At 61.3% G+C, this 15510-nt stretch carries 18 protein-coding genes; 10 read left to right on the top strand and 8 right to left on the bottom strand.

Translation table 11 applies throughout. The features are described from left to right. Window positions 1-4 precede the first annotated feature (4 nt). On the bottom strand, window positions 5-562 hold the full coding sequence (locus VZP09_RS08835; protein ID WP_048331856.1) for a winged helix-turn-helix transcriptional regulator: 558 nt from the start codon (window positions 560-562) through the stop codon (window positions 5-7). Continuing rightward, on the bottom strand, window positions 559-681 hold the full coding sequence (locus VZP09_RS08830) for a hypothetical protein (protein WP_032414960.1): 123 nt from the start codon (window positions 679-681) through the stop codon (window positions 559-561). The genes VZP09_RS08835 and VZP09_RS08830 overlap by 4 nt, the downstream gene beginning before the upstream one ends. A 201-nt stretch (window positions 682-882) precedes the next feature. Here VZP09_RS08830 and asd point away from each other — a divergent pair, with 201 nt between their 5' ends. Continuing rightward, the gene (asd, locus tag VZP09_RS08825; protein WP_048331855.1) at window positions 883-2001 is read left to right on the top strand and encodes an aspartate-semialdehyde dehydrogenase; all 1119 of its coding nucleotides are present in this window, start codon (window positions 883-885) and stop codon (window positions 1999-2001) included. A gap of 37 nt (window positions 2002-2038) precedes the next feature. Here the strand turns inward: asd and VZP09_RS08820 are convergent, their stop codons facing one another. From VZP09_RS08820 to hpxW, 5 genes are all read right to left on the bottom strand, one after another. Then, on the bottom strand, window positions 2039-2461 hold the full coding sequence (locus VZP09_RS08820) for a GNAT family N-acetyltransferase (protein WP_004176111.1): 423 nt from the start codon (window positions 2459-2461) through the stop codon (window positions 2039-2041). A gap of 85 nt (window positions 2462-2546) precedes the next feature. Further along, window positions 2547-2933 (bottom strand): oxalurate catabolism protein HpxZ, encoded by a 387-nt coding sequence (gene hpxZ / locus VZP09_RS08815; RefSeq protein WP_002905421.1) that lies wholly within the window; start codon window positions 2931-2933, stop codon window positions 2547-2549. Continuing rightward, the gene (locus VZP09_RS08810) at window positions 2930-4327 is read right to left on the bottom strand and encodes an AtzE family amidohydrolase (RefSeq protein WP_032414957.1); all 1398 of its coding nucleotides are present in this window, start codon (window positions 4325-4327) and stop codon (window positions 2930-2932) included. The genes hpxZ and VZP09_RS08810 overlap by 4 nt, the downstream gene beginning before the upstream one ends. Next, a complete protein-coding gene (gene hpxX, locus VZP09_RS08805) occupies window positions 4324-4509 on the bottom strand; it encodes an oxalurate catabolism protein HpxX (RefSeq protein ID WP_004179955.1) in 186 nt (61 codons plus the stop codon). The genes VZP09_RS08810 and hpxX overlap by 4 nt, the downstream gene beginning before the upstream one ends. A 10-nt stretch (window positions 4510-4519) precedes the next feature. After that, window positions 4520-6106 carry an oxamate amidohydrolase gene (gene hpxW / locus VZP09_RS08800; RefSeq protein ID WP_032414956.1) on the bottom strand — a complete coding sequence of 529 codons (1587 nt, stop codon included), beginning with the start codon at window positions 6104-6106 and terminating at the stop codon, window positions 4520-4522. A gap of 179 nt (window positions 6107-6285) precedes the next feature. Here hpxW and hpxU point away from each other — a divergent pair, with 179 nt between their 5' ends. From hpxU to hpxK, 7 genes are all read left to right on the top strand, one after another. Then, a complete protein-coding gene (hpxU, locus tag VZP09_RS08795; protein WP_032412266.1) occupies window positions 6286-7125 on the top strand; it encodes a MurR/RpiR family transcriptional regulator HpxU in 840 nt (279 codons plus the stop codon). Between the two features lie 214 nt (window positions 7126-7339). After that, complete coding sequence (locus VZP09_RS08790) at window positions 7340-8125, top strand: transporter substrate-binding domain-containing protein (RefSeq protein WP_004143665.1); 786 nt, start codon at window positions 7340-7342, stop codon at window positions 8123-8125. Between the two features lie 9 nt (window positions 8126-8134). After that, on the top strand, window positions 8135-8800 hold the full coding sequence (locus VZP09_RS08785) for an amino acid ABC transporter permease (protein WP_004176117.1): 666 nt from the start codon (window positions 8135-8137) through the stop codon (window positions 8798-8800). Continuing rightward, entirely contained in the window at window positions 8800-9456 is a 657-nt protein-coding gene (locus tag VZP09_RS08780) for an amino acid ABC transporter permease (protein WP_004176118.1), read from the top strand. Before VZP09_RS08785 ends, VZP09_RS08780 begins: the two co-directional genes overlap by 1 nt. Further along, window positions 9437-10174: an amino acid ABC transporter ATP-binding protein gene (locus VZP09_RS08775; RefSeq protein ID WP_328795051.1), complete on the top strand. Its 738-nt coding sequence runs from the start codon at window positions 9437-9439 to the stop codon at window positions 10172-10174. The genes VZP09_RS08780 and VZP09_RS08775 overlap by 20 nt, the downstream gene beginning before the upstream one ends. A 15-nt stretch (window positions 10175-10189) precedes the next feature. Further along, window positions 10190-11431: a pyridoxal-phosphate-dependent aminotransferase family protein gene (locus VZP09_RS08770; protein ID WP_009485799.1), complete on the top strand. Its 1242-nt coding sequence runs from the start codon at window positions 10190-10192 to the stop codon at window positions 11429-11431. After that, window positions 11428-12687 (top strand): allantoate amidohydrolase, encoded by a 1260-nt coding sequence (hpxK, locus tag VZP09_RS08765; RefSeq protein ID WP_328795050.1) that lies wholly within the window; start codon window positions 11428-11430, stop codon window positions 12685-12687. The genes VZP09_RS08770 and hpxK overlap by 4 nt, the downstream gene beginning before the upstream one ends. A 32-nt stretch (window positions 12688-12719) precedes the next feature. Here hpxK and VZP09_RS08760 read toward each other — a convergent pair whose 3' ends face one another. After that, entirely contained in the window at window positions 12720-13697 is a 978-nt protein-coding gene (locus tag VZP09_RS08760) for an NAD(P)H-dependent flavin oxidoreductase (RefSeq protein ID WP_004148416.1), read from the bottom strand. 174 nt (window positions 13698-13871) lie between these two features. Here VZP09_RS08760 and VZP09_RS08755 point away from each other — a divergent pair, with 174 nt between their 5' ends. Next, window positions 13872-14762, top strand: a complete 891-nt coding sequence (locus VZP09_RS08755) for a LysR family transcriptional regulator (protein WP_162869789.1) — start codon at window positions 13872-13874, stop codon at window positions 14760-14762. A gap of 64 nt (window positions 14763-14826) precedes the next feature. Continuing rightward, window positions 14827-15360: a hypothetical protein gene (locus VZP09_RS08750; protein ID WP_004179939.1), complete on the top strand. Its 534-nt coding sequence runs from the start codon at window positions 14827-14829 to the stop codon at window positions 15358-15360. Window positions 15361-15510 lie beyond the last annotated feature (150 nt).

Genomic DNA, 15510 nt, shown 5'->3' with positions numbered 1-15510 from the left:
TTTCTTACTGGCCGGATTCATTGCTGGCATCTCTGTAAGGTTCAGGCTGGAATTTTTGCCCGCTATCGCCTTCGCGTTTGCGCAGCAGATATTCATGACGATATTTCATCAGCGGCGAGGCGGCGGGGCCCGGCACCATGGCGTATTTACCCGGGATAATCTCTTCCCCAGTCGCTTTATCCACCATGACTGGCTCCACGTGGCGCTGGGTTGCCATTTCCACCAGCTGCATCTGACGCCCTTCGGGGGCGAAGTGGCGATTACCCCATTCCGCCAGCGCCAGCAGCACCATGCGGAAATCGCGGCCGCGCGGCGTGAGGTGGTATTCGTAGCGCGGCGGGGTGCTGCTGTAGCACACCTTCTCCAGCAGGCCGTCGTCGACCAGCGCCTTCAGGCGGCGCGACAGAATATTGGGCGCGACGTTGCTGCTTTTCTGAAATTCGTCGAAGCGGGTAAAGCCCGCAAAGGCGTCGCGCAGGATCATGATGCTCCAGCTGTCGCCGATGCGGCCCAGGCTGCGGGCGATGGGGCAGGGAGCGCGGCAAAGCGGTTCATTTTTCATGGGAGGTCCAGGTAGCAGGTGGCTTTTGCCAGCAAATTGACATAGTCACTATCAAAATGCAAGTTACTCTTCATGGTACCCGGAGAAGAAGCTGCTGCCGTTTCGCTACGCCGTTTCACCTTTGAATGCCGAAAACTGGACAGTCGCCGCCGCCTTATATCTGCTTGACCGTAATAAGAGATAAATATCGCTGATGGCAGATGAAACATTTTAATAATGATAAAAATCGATGTGCTGGGTAATGACCTTTATTGGGGGATACGATATAAGGTATGGCGACACTCAAATTAACATTCTCATAACTTATAAAGGTTAAATAAATGAAGCAGGTGGGTATTGTTGGTTGGCGAGGGATGGTGGGCTCTGTATTACTGCAAAGAATGATCGAAGAAAATGATTTTGACGGTATTTCAGCGCATTTTTTTAGCACCTCCAGTGCGGGCGGCGTGGGCCCGGTTATTAATGGTAAAAGCGACAAACTGAAAGATGCGAATTCCCTTAGCGCCCTCGCCGAAATGGATATCATCATCACCTGTCAGGGCGGGGATTATACCAAAGCCATCTATCCGGCGTTAATTAACCATGGCTGGCAAGGTTACTGGATTGACGCCGCTTCGGCGCTGCGGATGGATGAGAACGCCTGCATTATTCTCGACCCGGTCAACCGCGATAATATCGATCGCGCGGTAAAAGCGGGATTGAAACTGTTTGTCGGCGGCAACTGCTCCATCACACTGAGCCTGATGGGGCTGGCCGGGCTGATCAAGGCTGACCTGATTGAATGGATGAGCGTGATGACCTACCAGTCTGCCTCCGGGGCGGGCGCCAAACAGGTGCGGGAATTAATCGCACAAAGCGCTTATATCAGTCAGCATTTATCCGCTGATGAACTGACATCATCAGGTTCCGTGCTGCCATTGGTAAATAAAGTGAGTGAGTTGATTAACAGCGCGGGCATGCCGGTGGAGAATTTTGGCGTCCCCCTCATGGGCAGCATCATTCCGTGGATCGACAGCGATCTGGGCGATGGAAACAGCCGCGAAGAATGGAAGGGCGAGGCGGAAACTAATAAAATTCTTGGCCTTGCGCCGGGTACCATCCCGGTCAATGGTTTATGCATTCGGGTCGGGGTGATCCGCTGTCACAGCGCGGCGATTACGCTGAAACTTAAACGTGAGGTCAGCGAAGCAGAATTTGCTGGGTTAGTCACCCATTCCCATCCGTGGGTAAACTATGTCCGCAATAATAAGCAAGAGAGTGTCAGTAAATTGACCCCGGCTGCTATTAGTGGTTCGCTGCAGGTAGGTATTGGCCGCTACAAGAAAATGTCGCTAAATAATGACCCAGTCTACTCGGTGTTAACGGTTGGCGATCAGCTATTGTGGGGCGCTGCGGAGCCCCTGCGCCGCATGTTAAATATCCTGCTGGGCAAAATATAGTTACGGTCATCCGGGGAAAGCCCTCGCGCGCAGGCGGTTAAGACAAATGTTTAACGAAGCGTTTGCGAACCTCCTTGTAGCCGTTATTTTCATAAAATTGATGCGCTCTGATTCTTTTTTCACTACTTGAAAGCTCGATCTGAGCGCATTGTTTATCACGGGCGAGGCGCTCTGCGGCCTGGAGAAGCTGCTGGCCTATCCCTGATCCACGTGACGATTCCTCGATGACCAGCGCGGAAATTAATGCCCATAAACGGTTCTCATGTACCGGTAAAATAAAATTGATAACGATTACGCCACACACGGCGTTTTCTGTTTCCGCCACCAGCGCACTCATCATGCTCTGCGGGGCAGTGATGCGTTGCGCTAAGATCGCCGTCTCCGTCTGATAGCCCAGCTGCAGAAATAGCGTTTGCAGCGAGGGGATATCTTTTGCTTCCGCAGCTCTGATGAACACCATGATATTCGACTCCAAATAGCATGTTACCGGACCGGAAGCGGGCCGGTGGATACCTTAGTCTCCGGTCCGCTCCCGTATACTCTACTCAGTCCATCAGACTGACCTGGGCGGCGACAATCCGCCAGCCGTAGGGGAAGCGTACCCAGGTCTGCTGCTGGCGGCCCAGGCGCGCGCTGCCTTCGCGGGTGAACTCGGTGCTGCACACCGCCATATCCGCGCCAAAGGTGGTAATGGTGGTATGGCGCAGATCGCGGGCCAGACCGGCGGCGGGGCGGGCGGCGCGAAAGGCGCGGATCGCCTCGATGCCATACAGATTTTCGCCGGCTCCCAGCCGTACGGTGCGCGGGTCGTGCCAGAATAGCGCATCCAGCGCCTCGATGTTATTGCTGACCAGCGCCTCTTCATACTGATAAAACGCCGCCGTCACCTCGGCGAGGATCGCCGGGCGGTCTACATTATCCAGATTGATCATGCTGCACTCTCCGCCACTCGGGCATCGGTAATGCCCATCGCTTCCAGCGCCCGCGCGGCGCGAAGACAGGCTTGTTCGTTAAACGGCGCGGCAATCAGCTGCAGGCCAATCGGCTTACCGCTGGCGGTACGCAGGGGCACGGTCACCACCGGCAGCCCGAGGAAGGAGATCGGCTGGGTCAGCATTCCCATGCTGGCGCGCACCGGCAGCGGCTGGCCGTTAATCACCATCTCCTCCGCGCCTATTGGCGTGGCGCTGCATGGGGTGGCCGGGGCGATCAGCACGTCGGCCTGGCTGAACAGGGATTTCATTGCCTGGCGAGCATGACGGCGAAAACGCTGAGCCTGCAGATACCACGCGGAGGGGATCATCGCGCCGGCCAGCAGCCGCTCGCGGGAGTGAGGTTCAAAGCGCTCGGGCGAGTGGTGAAGATCCGCCAGGTACTGATTGCCGCCTTCGCTGGCGCTGATGATAAAGGCCGCCGAGCGGGCCAGGGCGGCATCCGCGAACTGCAGCTCGCTGTCGGCGCTCAGCGCGTGGGCGACCCGATCCACGGCCGCCCGGGCGTCGTCATCGCACCAGGTGGTGAAATAGCCGCCCAGCCGCGCGCAGCGCAGCCCCTCCAGTCCGCGCTCCAGCAGGTTGCCGGTGCGCTCGCTGGCTTTATCAGCCTGAAAGTCATCGGCCGGGTCGCGCCCCTGCAGGGCGTCATACACCGCGGCGAGGTCGGCCACCCGGCGGGCAAAAGGACCAATATGATCCAGACTGGCGACAAACGGATGGCTGCCAGAGCGCGAGAGGCGACCGAAAGTGGGTTTCAGGCCAAAGATCCCGCACAGTGACGCGGGGACGCGGATCGAGCCGTTGGTGTCGCTGCCGAGGCTGAAATGAACCAGCCCGGCCGCCACCGCCGCGGCCGAACCGCCGGAAGAACCGCCGGCGATCCGCGACAGATCGTGCGGGTTGCGCGTCGCGCCATAGTGGCTGTTTTCGGTGGTAAAGCCGTAGGCGTAGGCGTCCATATTGAGCATCCCGCTGAGCAGGGCGCCGGCGCTGTGCAGCTGGCGCACCGCCCAGCTGTCGCTGGTCGCTGGCGGCCGGTCGCTCAGCAGTTCGGCGCCGGCNAGGGTGGTATGCCCGGCGACATCAAACAGATTTTTCACTGCGTAAGGAATCCCTGCCAGCGGCGGCAGGGGGCGCTTTTCCCGGCGCAGGGCGTCGATGCTGTCGGCCTCCGCCAGCATGCGCTGGGCGGTGACCTCGGTCCAGGCGTTGATCTGCGGATTCACGCGGGCGATATCGTCCAGCGTCTGGCGGGCGATCTCCCGGGCGCTCAGTTCGCCCTCGTGCAGCGCACGCTGGAGATCGGCGATAGTGAAGTGATGAAGAGTCATGCTTTATACACCCCCGCAATCTCCTCGCGCGGCCCGAGGGGATAGTCCATCAGCGGCTGCGCCATGGCGGCGATGCGTGCAAACTGGCGCTCCAGCTCTTCACGACGCGGCGCATCCAGCTCCATATCCAACAGGTGAGTCATCTGCGTCAGATACTCGCTCCAGTCTGGCTGTGTGGTCATGGTCTGCTCCTTAGTACCCGGCGGCGGCGCCGTTGCTGCGTGGATCGGTCGCCCCTTCAAGCAGACCGTTGGGATGGCGGACAATGGCGCCGGCGTGGCCCATCGCTTCGCTGAAATCGGCCAGCACTTCTACGTCATGCCCCAGCTCGCGCAGGCGCGCGATACAGGCGGGGGCAAAGCGTCCCTCCAGCTTCAGTGAGTCGGAGGACTGGCCCCAGGTGCGGCCCAGCAGCCAGCGCGGACGGGAGATGCTCTCCTGCAGCGACACCCCCTGCAGGATATAGCGGGTAAACAGCGCCGCCTGAGTTTGCGGCTGACCGTCGCCGCCCATCGAGCCATAGACCATCACCCGGCCATCGTTCAGGCGGGCGGCGGCAGGGTTGAGGGTATGGAATGGCTGTTTGCCAGGGGCCAGCGCCAGGAGATGCTGCGGATCGAGGCTGAAGGCCGCCCCGCGGTTTTGCCAGACGATCCCGGTGTCCGGGAGTACCACGCCGCTGCCGAACTCGTGATAGATACTCTGAATAAATGACACTGCCAGTCCGCTGTCATCCACGACGCCCATCCAGACGGTATCGCCCGGGCCTTTGCCGCGGCCCCAGGGGGAAGCGCTGGCGTCGTCGATGCTGTCGGCCAGCGGCTGCAGGGCTTCCGGGGTGAGCAACGCCTGTACATCCACATCCAGATGGCGTGGATCGGTGATATGCGCATCGCGCAGGGCAAATGCCCGCTTGGTGGCTTCGACAATACGGTGCACCGTTTGCGCGTCGTCGGCATCGGCCATGTTCAGGCGGTCGGTGATGCCAAGGATCGCCAGCGACACCAGTCCCTGCGTCGGCGGCGCAAGATTCCATAGCGTGCCCTGCTGGTGCTGGAGCGTCAGCGGCGCCGGACGCCGGGCGCGGTGGGTCTGCAGGTCGCGGAGGGTGACAGGCATCCCCAGCGCGGCCATACCCTGCGCGAGACGCTCGGCCAGCGGCCCGCGATAAAAGCTGTCGAGACCGTCGCTGGCCAGCATGCGCAGGGTACCGGCGAGGGCGGGCTGGCGGAAGCGGCTGCCGGGCCGCGGGGCCTCGCCCGCTACCAGCCAGGTTTCGCTGAAGCCCGGCTGATGGCGCAGCTCTTCCAGTTTGCTGGCGGTGGCGTGGGCCTGCGAGGCAGTGACCGGAATGCCGTCTTCGGCATAGCCGATCGCATCGGCCAACAGGCGGGCCACCGGCAGCGCGCGGCCGGTTAAGTCGCGTGAAATACGCAGCGCCTCGTCCCAGCCGCTGACGGTGCCGGCGACGGTCAGCGCGGCCTGCGGTCCCCGGTGGGGAATATGCCGCTGTCCGGCGTAGGCCTCGAGGGTCGCCAGCGATCCGGCGGCCCCGCTGGCGTCAATGGCGATGGGGTCTCCCTCAGGCGGCACGATCAGCCAGAAGCCATCGCCGCCGAGGCCATTCATATGGGGATAGACGACGGCGATGGCCGCCGCGGCAGCCACCATCGCTTCAATGGCGCTGCCGCCCTCGCGCAGGATCGCCAGCGCGCTCTGACTGGCGAGGTGGTGGGGGGCCACCGCCATGCCGTGGGTCGAAACGTTGCTACTGTGCATAAATTATCCTTTCTGAACGAATCACCCGCAGAACACTGCAAAAGCTGTTCCATCTCTGAACGTTTCGTTTCATTGATAAAAACGATGACCAGAATTTTCCCACTGGCACGCTATGTGTAAGGCATAGCAGATACAGTATGATGAGGAATAGATGATGAAACGAAAGTTACAGGGGCGCTATGCAACAACTCGATGAACGACTGAAAGGGCAATACGCCTCGCTGTCGCCGCAGGAGCAGCGGGTGGCGGATTTCATCTTTGACCACTTTGACGACCTGATAAGCTACAATAGCGCCGAGCTGGCGCAGCTGAGCGGCGTGTCGAAAGCCACCGTCAGCCGGCTGTTTAAGCGCCTCGGTTACGACAAATATAAGGATATGCGCGATGAACTGCGCACTCTGCGTCAGAGCGGGATGCCGCTCACCGACCAGCGCGACGCGGTGCAGGGTAACACGCTGCTGGCGCGCCATTATAAGCAGGAGATGGCAAACCTCACCCAGTGGGTCAACGCCCTCGACGCCCGCCAGTTCGCTGAGACGCTGACGGCGATGGTGGCCGCCCGCCGCATTGTGGTGATTGGCATGCGCAACGCCTATCCGGCGGCGCTGCATCTGCGCCAGCAGCTGCTGCAGGCCCGCGGCCAGGTGCTGGTGCTGCCCCAGCCGGGTCAGAGTCTCAGCGAAGAGCTTGTCGATCTGACCGCCGATGATCTGGTGGTAATGATGGCGTTTCGCCGCCGGCCGCGAATAGTACGCCCGCTGCTGCAGCAGCTGCAGCGCGACGGGGTGCCGGTCCTGTTAATGTGCGAGCCGCAGGCCCACAGCCTGTTTCCGCTCTCCCGCTGGCAGCTCTGCGCGCCGCTGGACAGCGTCTCCGCCTACGATAGCTATGCCTCGGTCAACAGCCTGATTAATCTGCTGGCCAATGCCTTTCTCCATGAAACGCTCGACAGCGGTCGTCCGCGCATCCACGATATCGCCACGCTTTACCAGCAGCTGGACGAGCTGGAACAACGCTGATGGGGCGCCAGCGTGGTGCTGTGCATTATTATGGTGCAATAAAAACCACGTGATGGCGCCGCCGCTCTCTGAGCACTTTTCCGTTAACGCTTGTCCTTTCTCACTTTTTGTTTTAATTCCTCGCCAACCCTCGCCTCGTCTGTATCTGGCACATTAGTTGCAAAAACAGATTCAAAGAATCTTTTGTTTCATGCTAACGTAACNGGTAAACATCATGAAGAAACTGTTGATCGCGCTGGCCGGGGCCGCTTGTCTCCTATCGTCTGTTTCTGCCGCGCAGGCTGACCAGCTCCAGGATATTGAAAAACGCGGCGTCATCCGCATTGCCGTACCCCAGGACTTTCCACCGTTCGGCTCGGTGGGTACCGACCTGCAGCCGCAGGGGTATGACATCGATATGGCGCGCTATCTGGCGAAATCGATGAAGCTCAAGCTGCAGCTGGTCCCGGTGACCAGCGCCAACCGCGTGCCGTATCTGCAGACCGATAAGGTGGACCTGGTGATCTCCAGCCTCGGCAAGAACGCCGAGCGCGAGAAGGTGATCGACTTCAGCCGCGCCTACGCCCCGTTCTTCCTCGGGGTGTTTGGCCCGAAAGGGGCGGAGCTGAAGGACGCGGCCGCGCTGAGCGGCAAAAGCATCGGCGTGACCCGTGGGGCGGTGGAAGATATGGTGCTGACCAGCGTGGCGCCGCAGGCGGCGCAGATTAAGCGCTACGAGGACAATAACACTACGCTGTCGGCTTACCTGTCCGGTCAGGTGCAGTATGTCGCCACCGGAAACCTGGTGGTGGCGGCTATCTCCCGGCAGAACGCCGACAAAGCGCCGGTCCCGAGCTTTATGCTGAAGGACTCGCCGTGCTTTATCGGTCTGAAAAAGAACGAACCGGCGCTGAAGGCGAAAGTGGATACCCTCATCGAGCAGGGCATTAAGGACGGCACCCTCAACGGTCTGTCTGAGAAGTGGCTGAAAGCGCCACTGCCTGCCAGCCTCGGCGCGTAAGGTCTGGGGATGACGGAGCAACTTCATTTCTCTGAGCTCTGGCCGCACTGGCCGGAGCTGCTGGCCGGTCTGTGGGTGACGGTGCAGTTGACGGTGCTGGCGACGATCGGCGGACTGGCGATCGGCATCCTTGGGGCGGCGATCCGCAGCGGTCGCCCGGGAATGCTCAGCCGGGTATGGGGCGGATATGTGGAAATCATCCGTAATACGCCGTTTGTGGTGCAGCTCTTTTTTATCGTCTTTGGTTTACCGAACCTCGGACTGAAGATGACCGCCGGTGAAGCGGCGCTGCTGGCGATGGTGGTCAACCTCGGCGCCTATAGCACCGAGATCGTCCGCGCCGGCATCCAGGTGACGCCGAAGGGCCAGTGGGAAGCTGGTCGCGTGCTCGGGCTTAGCCGGACGCAAACCTTCGTTCGCGTCGTACTGCCCCCGGCGCTGCAGCGGATTTATCCGGCGCTGGTCAGCCAGTGCATCATTGTGATGCTCGGCTCGTCAGTGGTGTCGCAGGTCTCCTATGAGGAGCTGACCTTCGCCGCCAACCTGATCCAGTCGCGGACATTTTTGAGCTTTGAGGTCTATCTGGTGACCACCGGGATCTACTTAGCGTTATCGATAGCGATGCGCCAGCTGCTGATGGCGGCGGGGCGTAAATGGCTGGGGGTACAGGCCTGATGACCACTTTTACTGACTGGGACATTATCCGCAACCTGCTGCTGGCCGGTCGCTGGACGGTGCTGCTGTCGCTGGTCGCGTTCACCGGCGGGGCGCTGGTGACCTTACCGTTACTGCTGCTGCGTCTCACCGGCGGACGCCAGGTGAAACGGCTGATCCGTGGGTATATTGAGCTGTTCCAGGGCACGCCGCTGCTGATGCAGCTATTTCTGGCATTCTTTGGCGTGGCGCTGTTCGGCGTCGACGTCTCGGCGTGGACCGCCGCCTCGGTCGCCCTGACGCTCTACACCAGCGCCTTTCTGCTGGATATCTGGTTCGGCAGCATTCGCGCGCTGCCGAAAGGCCAGTGGGAAGCCTCGCGCTGTCTCGGGCTGAGCTTCGGCCAGACCCTGTACCGGGTGGTGGCGCCGCAGGCGCTGCGCATTGCCATCGCGCCGACGGTGGGCTTTGCCGTACAGGTGATCAAAGGCACGGCGCTGGCATCGATTATCGGCTTTGTGGAGCTGACCAAGGCAGGGACGATGCTGACCAACGTCACTTATCAGCCATTTAAAGTGTTTGCCCTTGTGGCGCTGGGCTATTTCATTCTGTGCTATCCGCTGTCCCGCTACAGCCGCTATCTGGAGAACAAATTCAATGCCTCTCATCACCATTAATCAGATGCAGAAGTACTACGGCGACAACCATGTGCTGAAGGGCGTCGATCTGGATATCGACATGGGGGAAGTGATCTCGATCATCGGCCGCAGCGGCTCGGGTAAAAGCACCCTGCTGCGCTGTATCAATGGTCTGGAGGGCTACNAGGAGGGAAGCATCAAGCTCGGGGGCATGACCATCACCAACCGCGATTCCCAGGCCCGGGAGATCAGCCGCTCCATCGGCATGGTGTTTCAGAACTTTAATCTCTTTCCGCACATGACGGCGCTGGAGAACGTCATGCTGGCCCCGCGGCGGGTGCTGAAGAAGTCCCAGGCAGAATGCCGGGAGCTGGCGCAGCGGATGCTGGAGAAGGTCGGGCTCGGCGACCGTCTGGATTACTACCCGGCCAACCTCTCCGGCGGCCAACAGCAGCGCGTGGCCATTGCCCGGGCGCTGGCCATGTCGCCGAAAGTTTTACTCTGTGACGAAATCACCTCGGCACTCGACCCGGAACTGGTGGGTGAAGTGCTGAAGGTGCTGGAGCAACTGGCGGCGGAAGGTATGACGCTGATCCTCGTCACCCATGAAATGAATTTTGCCCGCGAAGTGGGCGACCGCGTGGTGTTTATGCATCAGGGACGCGTCTGGGAGCAGGGCGACAGCAAAACGCTGTTCGCCAGCCCGCAGACCAGCGAACTGAAACAGTTTATCTCCTCGGTGCGCGGTCTTAACTAACGTAAGGAATGGCAGATGGATATCACTCAGTTTTCGCAAATCAACCCGCCGCAGCGCCTGCTGATGGGGCCGGGGCCGATCAATGCCGACCCGCGCGTGCTGCGCGCCATGTCGAGCCAGCTGGTTGGCCAGTACGATCCGGCGATGACCCACTACATGAATGAAGTCATGGCGCTCTACCGCGGCGTGTTTCGCACCGAAAATCGCTGGACGATGCTGGTCGACGGCACCTCGCGCGCCGGGATCGAAGCGATTCTGCTGTCGGCGATCCGTCCCGGTGACAAGGTGCTGGTGCCGGTGTTCGGCCGGTTTGGTCATCTGCTGTGCGAGATCGCGCGTCGCTGTCGGGCAGAAGTGCACACCATCGAGGTGCCGTGGGGCGAGGTCTTTAAACCGGATCAGGTTGAGGATGCGATCAAGCGCGTGCGGCCGCGCCTGCTGCTCACCGTGCAGGGCGATACCTCCACCACCATGCTGCAGCCGCTGGCGGAGCTGGGAGAGATTTGCCGTCGTCACGATGTGCTGTTCTATACCGACGCCACCGCGTCGCTCGGCGGTAACCCGCTGGAAACCGACGCCTGGCAGCTGGACGCCGTGTCCGCCGGGATGCAGAAGTGCCTGGGCGGTCCTTCCGGCACCTCGCCCATCACCCTCAGCCCGCGGATGGAAGAGGTCATCCGCCGCCGCCGCTGCATTGAGCAGGGGATCCGCACCGATGCCCATCACGATGGCGTCGACGAGATGATCTACTCCAACTATTTCGATCTCGGCATGGTGATGGATTACTGGGGGCCGGAGCGCCTTAACCACCATACCGAAGCGACCTCGGCGCTGTTCGCCGCCCGGGAGTGCGCGCGCCTGATCCTCCAGGAGGGACTCGACAACGGCATCGCCCGCCACAAACTGCACGGCGATGCGCTGCTGAAGGGCATCCAGGCGATGGGGCTCGAGACCTTTGGCGACCTGCGGCACAAAATGAATAACGTGCTGGGGGTGGTGATCCCCAACGGGGTCAACGGCGATCAGGTACGCAAACTGATGCTGGAAGATTTCGGCATTGAAATTGGCACCTCGTTTGGTCCGCTGCACGGTAAAGTCTGGCGCATTGGCACCATGGGTTATAACGCGCGTAAAGACTGCGTGATGCAGACGCTCAGCGCGCTGGAAGCGGTCCTGAACTACCTCAGGTTCACCACTACTCAGGGCGCGGCGATGCAGGCGGCCTGGGATCACTACCGCACCGAGGCCACCCTATGAGTGACACCGTCCGCCAGCAGGCGGAGAGAGAGGCGGCTGCCAGCCGGGTGATGGCGCGCGCCGACCAGCTGGCCGCCCTCAGCGAAACCGCCGACGCCCTGACCCGGGTCTATCTGTCGCCCGAGCATCTGCAGGCCAACCAGCTGGTGGGCCAGTGGATGCAGGCCGCCGGCATGATGGTATGGCAGGACAGCGTCGGTAATATCTGCGGTCGCTATGAAGGCGTGCAGGAGGGCGCGCCGGCGGTGCTGCTGGGCTCTCATCTCGACACCGTGCGCAACGCCGGGCGCTACGACGGCATGCTCGGCGTACTGGCGGCGATTGAGGTGGTCCAGCGTCTGCANCAGCAGGGGCGACGGCTGGCGAAGGCAATCGAGATCGTCGGCTTTGGCGATGAAGAGGGCACCCGCTTTGGCATCACCCTGCTCGGCAGTCGCGGCGTCACCGGCACCTTGCCTGAAAGCTGGCTGTCACAGTGCGATACCGACGGGGTGAGCGTCGCCCAGGCGCTGGTGAATGCCGGACTCGATCCGGCGCGGATCGCCCACGCGGCCCGTCACCCGCGGGATATCGCCGCCTATCTGGAACTGCATATCGAGCAGGGGCCGTGCCTGGAGCAGGCGGGGCTGGCGCTCGGCGTGGTGGAGGCGATTAACGGCGCCAGACGGCTGAACTGCCGTTTTACCGGCGAAGCTGGCCATGCCGGCACGGTGCCGATGCTTCATCGCAAGGACGCCCTCGCCGCGGCGGCGGAATGGATGGTGCAGGTGGAAAACCTGACCCGCCAGCGCGGCGGTAACCTGGTGGCGACGGTCGGCACCCTGCGCTGTGCGCCGGGCGCGGTAAACGTGATACCGGGCGAGGTGCAGTTGACGCTGGATATTCGCGGCCCGCAGGATGCGCCGCTGACGGCGCTGCTGGAGGAACTGCTGGGGCAGGCGCAGGCCATTGCCGGGCGCCGCCAGCTGAGTTTCGCCGCCGAGGAGTATTATCGCATCGCCGCCACCGCCTGCGACAGTCACCTGCAGGCGGTGCTGAGCGAGGCGGTGGTGGCGGTGCAGGGGCGTTCCCTGACGCTGCCGAGCGGCGCAGGGCATGATGCTATCGCCATCGCCGAGCGCTGGCCATCGGCCATGCTGTTTGTGCGCTGCCTGGGGGGCGTCAGCCATCACCCGGCGGAGTCGGTCACCGCCGCCGACGTCGGGCTGGCTATCGACGCTTTCTCCCGGGCGGTAGAGAAGGTGGCCGACGCCTGATCGCGGCGGTTACCGTGCCCCGGCTGGCGGCTTTACACCGCCAGCTGGTTGACCACCTCGGCGACGGAGGTGATGGCATGGATGTTGCCGATCCCCGCGCCCACCGAGATATATCCCTCATCAGTATTCCCCTCCAGCATGCCCAGCCGCATCCCGCGCAGCCCGCCCATCGCCTGGGCCAGCTCGGCTTTTGAGGCGCCGGCCCGGTCCATGGCTACCAGTGTGTCGCTCAGTTTGCCGGGCAGCGCGCGGTAGTAGTCCGGCAGGGTACGGAACAGGCGCAGATCCAGACCGTTGGCGGCCACAATTTTCGCTTTCACCGAGTCGGGAACCCGGCTTTCGATGGTGCTGATAAATACCGAACCGGCGAAGACGCCCTCCGCCCCCAGGGCATGAACGGCGCGCGCGCCCCGGGCGTCGGTGATCCCTCCGGCGGCCATCACCGGAACCCGCTGTACCGCGTCGACGATCAGCGGGACGATGGTGAAGGTCCCGAGGGCGGTACCCGGCAGCGTGCCGCCTTCGTCAAAGCCGGTGGCGACAATAATATCCGCTCCGGCCTGCTCCGCGCGGCGGCTGTTCTCCGGCGTCGGGTTGATGTCACGATAGATAATGGTGATCCCGGCGGCTTTCAGTTCGTCGAACAGCGCCGGTTTTAACGAACCGTCGCCGTAGCCGGTGTAGACCACCACCTTAACCCCTTCCTCTTTGATCACCGGGAGGATCGCCGGCGTCCAGATGTCATTTTCCGCCGTCGGGATCAGGTTGACGCCAAAGGGTTTCTCCGTCAGCTGTTTGGTTTTGCGGATCTCTTCGCGCATTTTCTCGGCGGTGGCCTCCGGGGTGGAGACGGCGGTTGTCGCCGTCAGTCCGGCGTTCGGGCCCAGCACGCCAAGCCCACCGGCGTTGCCGACGGCCGCCACCAGACGAGCATCGGTTAGCCAGGAGAGGGGCCCCTGGACCACCGGTTTTTCAATACCCAGAATGCGGGCGACGCGGTTAGGTTGCATGCTATTTTCCCTTGTATGTTAATAAGTTATAAATTTTTTCGCCCCAGCGATGCGGCAATGAGGGCAGTGTAGGCGTCTTTATTGTTTTAAAAAATGAGCAAAAACTTTCATCACTATTATTAAATTAGTAATAATGTGNACTGATGAAGAGGTGGGAGGCGGGCCATCATGCAAATGAATCTGTTTGAAAATATTAAAATTTTTATTGAAATCGTCGATGCCGGCAGCTTTGCCCAGGCGGCGGAAAATTTGCAGATCCACCGACCGGCGGTGACCAAAGCACTGCAGCAGCTGGAGCAGGAGAGCGGGGTCCGGCTGCTGCAGCGCACCACCCGGCGTCTGTATCTTACGCCGGAGGGGGAAGAGTTTTATCGTCGCAGCAAACCGTTGCTCTCCCAGGCCGACCATCTGCTGGAGTCGTTCGCGCCGGACCGGCCGATCCGCGGTCAGCTGCGCGTTGATATGCCGATCGCCTTTGCCCGGCTGCTGGTGATCCCGCATCTGCCGGATTTTTATCAGGCCCATCCGGAGGTGGAGATTGTCCTCAGCAGCTCCGACGTACGCCGGGATATGCTGCGCGATGGTCTGGATTGCCTGCTGCGGGTGGGGGATCTTGAGGATGGCGACTATGTGGCGCGTTCACTGGGGGAGGTGGCGTTAACCACCTGCGCCAGTCCGGGCTATCTGGTGCGCTATGGGGCGCCCGCGACGCTGGAGGACCTGCAGTCGCATCTGGCGGTGAACTGGGTGAACAGCAGCAGCCGGCAGATTATGCCCTGGCGATTCCAGACCCCGGAGGGCATCAGGCAGATCGCCATTCCCGGTAAACTGGTGCTGGACAACTCTGAAGTCTTTACTGCTGCCGGGCTGGCGGGGCTGGGGATGCTGCAGGGGATGCGTTTCTTTTTGCAACCTTATATCGACAGCGGGCAACTGGTGGAAGTTTTGCCGGACTTTCCGGCGCCGCGTCGACCGTTGTCGCTGCTCTATCCGCACCGGCATCTCTCGCATAAGGTTCGGGTCTTTGCCGACTGGCTGCAGGGGCTGGTAGCGACCCTGGACTGACAATCGGCGCTGTCGCCTTGACTCTATCGGCTGAGCGTTTATATATAAAATGTGAATGCTATTAATGCAACGAATCACAAAGCTGGATAACGACTTAACCTGTAAGGGAATGCTGATGAAACTCTGGAATAAAACACTACTCGCTTCCGCCCTTTGCCTGACCCTGTTTGGCTGCGACGATGCGTCGAAAGTTGATAACAAACTGGATAAGGCTAAAGATAATGCGGAGCAGATGAAGGATGCCGCGGCGGATAAAGCGCAGGCAATTAAACAGGATGCGGATAAGCAAATCGATACGCTGAAAAGCCAGGCTGACGCCGAGGCCGATCGCCTGAAGGATCAGGCCAGCGCCATCAAGGCCGAGGCGGACAAGAAGGCGGACGCCATCGCCCAGCAGGCGAAAGCCCAGGCCGATGCGGTGAAGCAGAACGCAAAGCAGGAAAGTGACCGCATAGTCAAAGAGGCGGGTCAGATCAAAGACAACGCCATCGGTGACGCCAATCAGCTCTCGGCTGAAGCGGCGAGCAAAACCAAAGCCATCCAGGACAGTATCGCGAAGGATAAACAGAACGCCGCGCCGCCTGCCGCACAGCAGTAACTCGCGGTGTTTGCCTGACCCGCCGCCCGGAAATATAGGGAGCGGAGCCTGATAGATTGCCCGGCGGCGCTGCGCTTGCGCTGCCTACGCAGGAGCGCGTTGGCTGCGCAATGACCGGGTATCACCCTTTTGTAGGCCGGGCAAGGCGTC

The organism is Klebsiella sp. EMBS2024 (genome assembly GCF_036233805.1).
GTDB classification, from domain to species: Bacteria; Pseudomonadota; Gammaproteobacteria; order Enterobacterales; family Enterobacteriaceae; genus Klebsiella; species Klebsiella pneumoniae.
The sequence above is the reverse complement of the archived record's forward strand: the minus strand, read 5'-3'. Positions and strand labels throughout refer to the sequence as shown.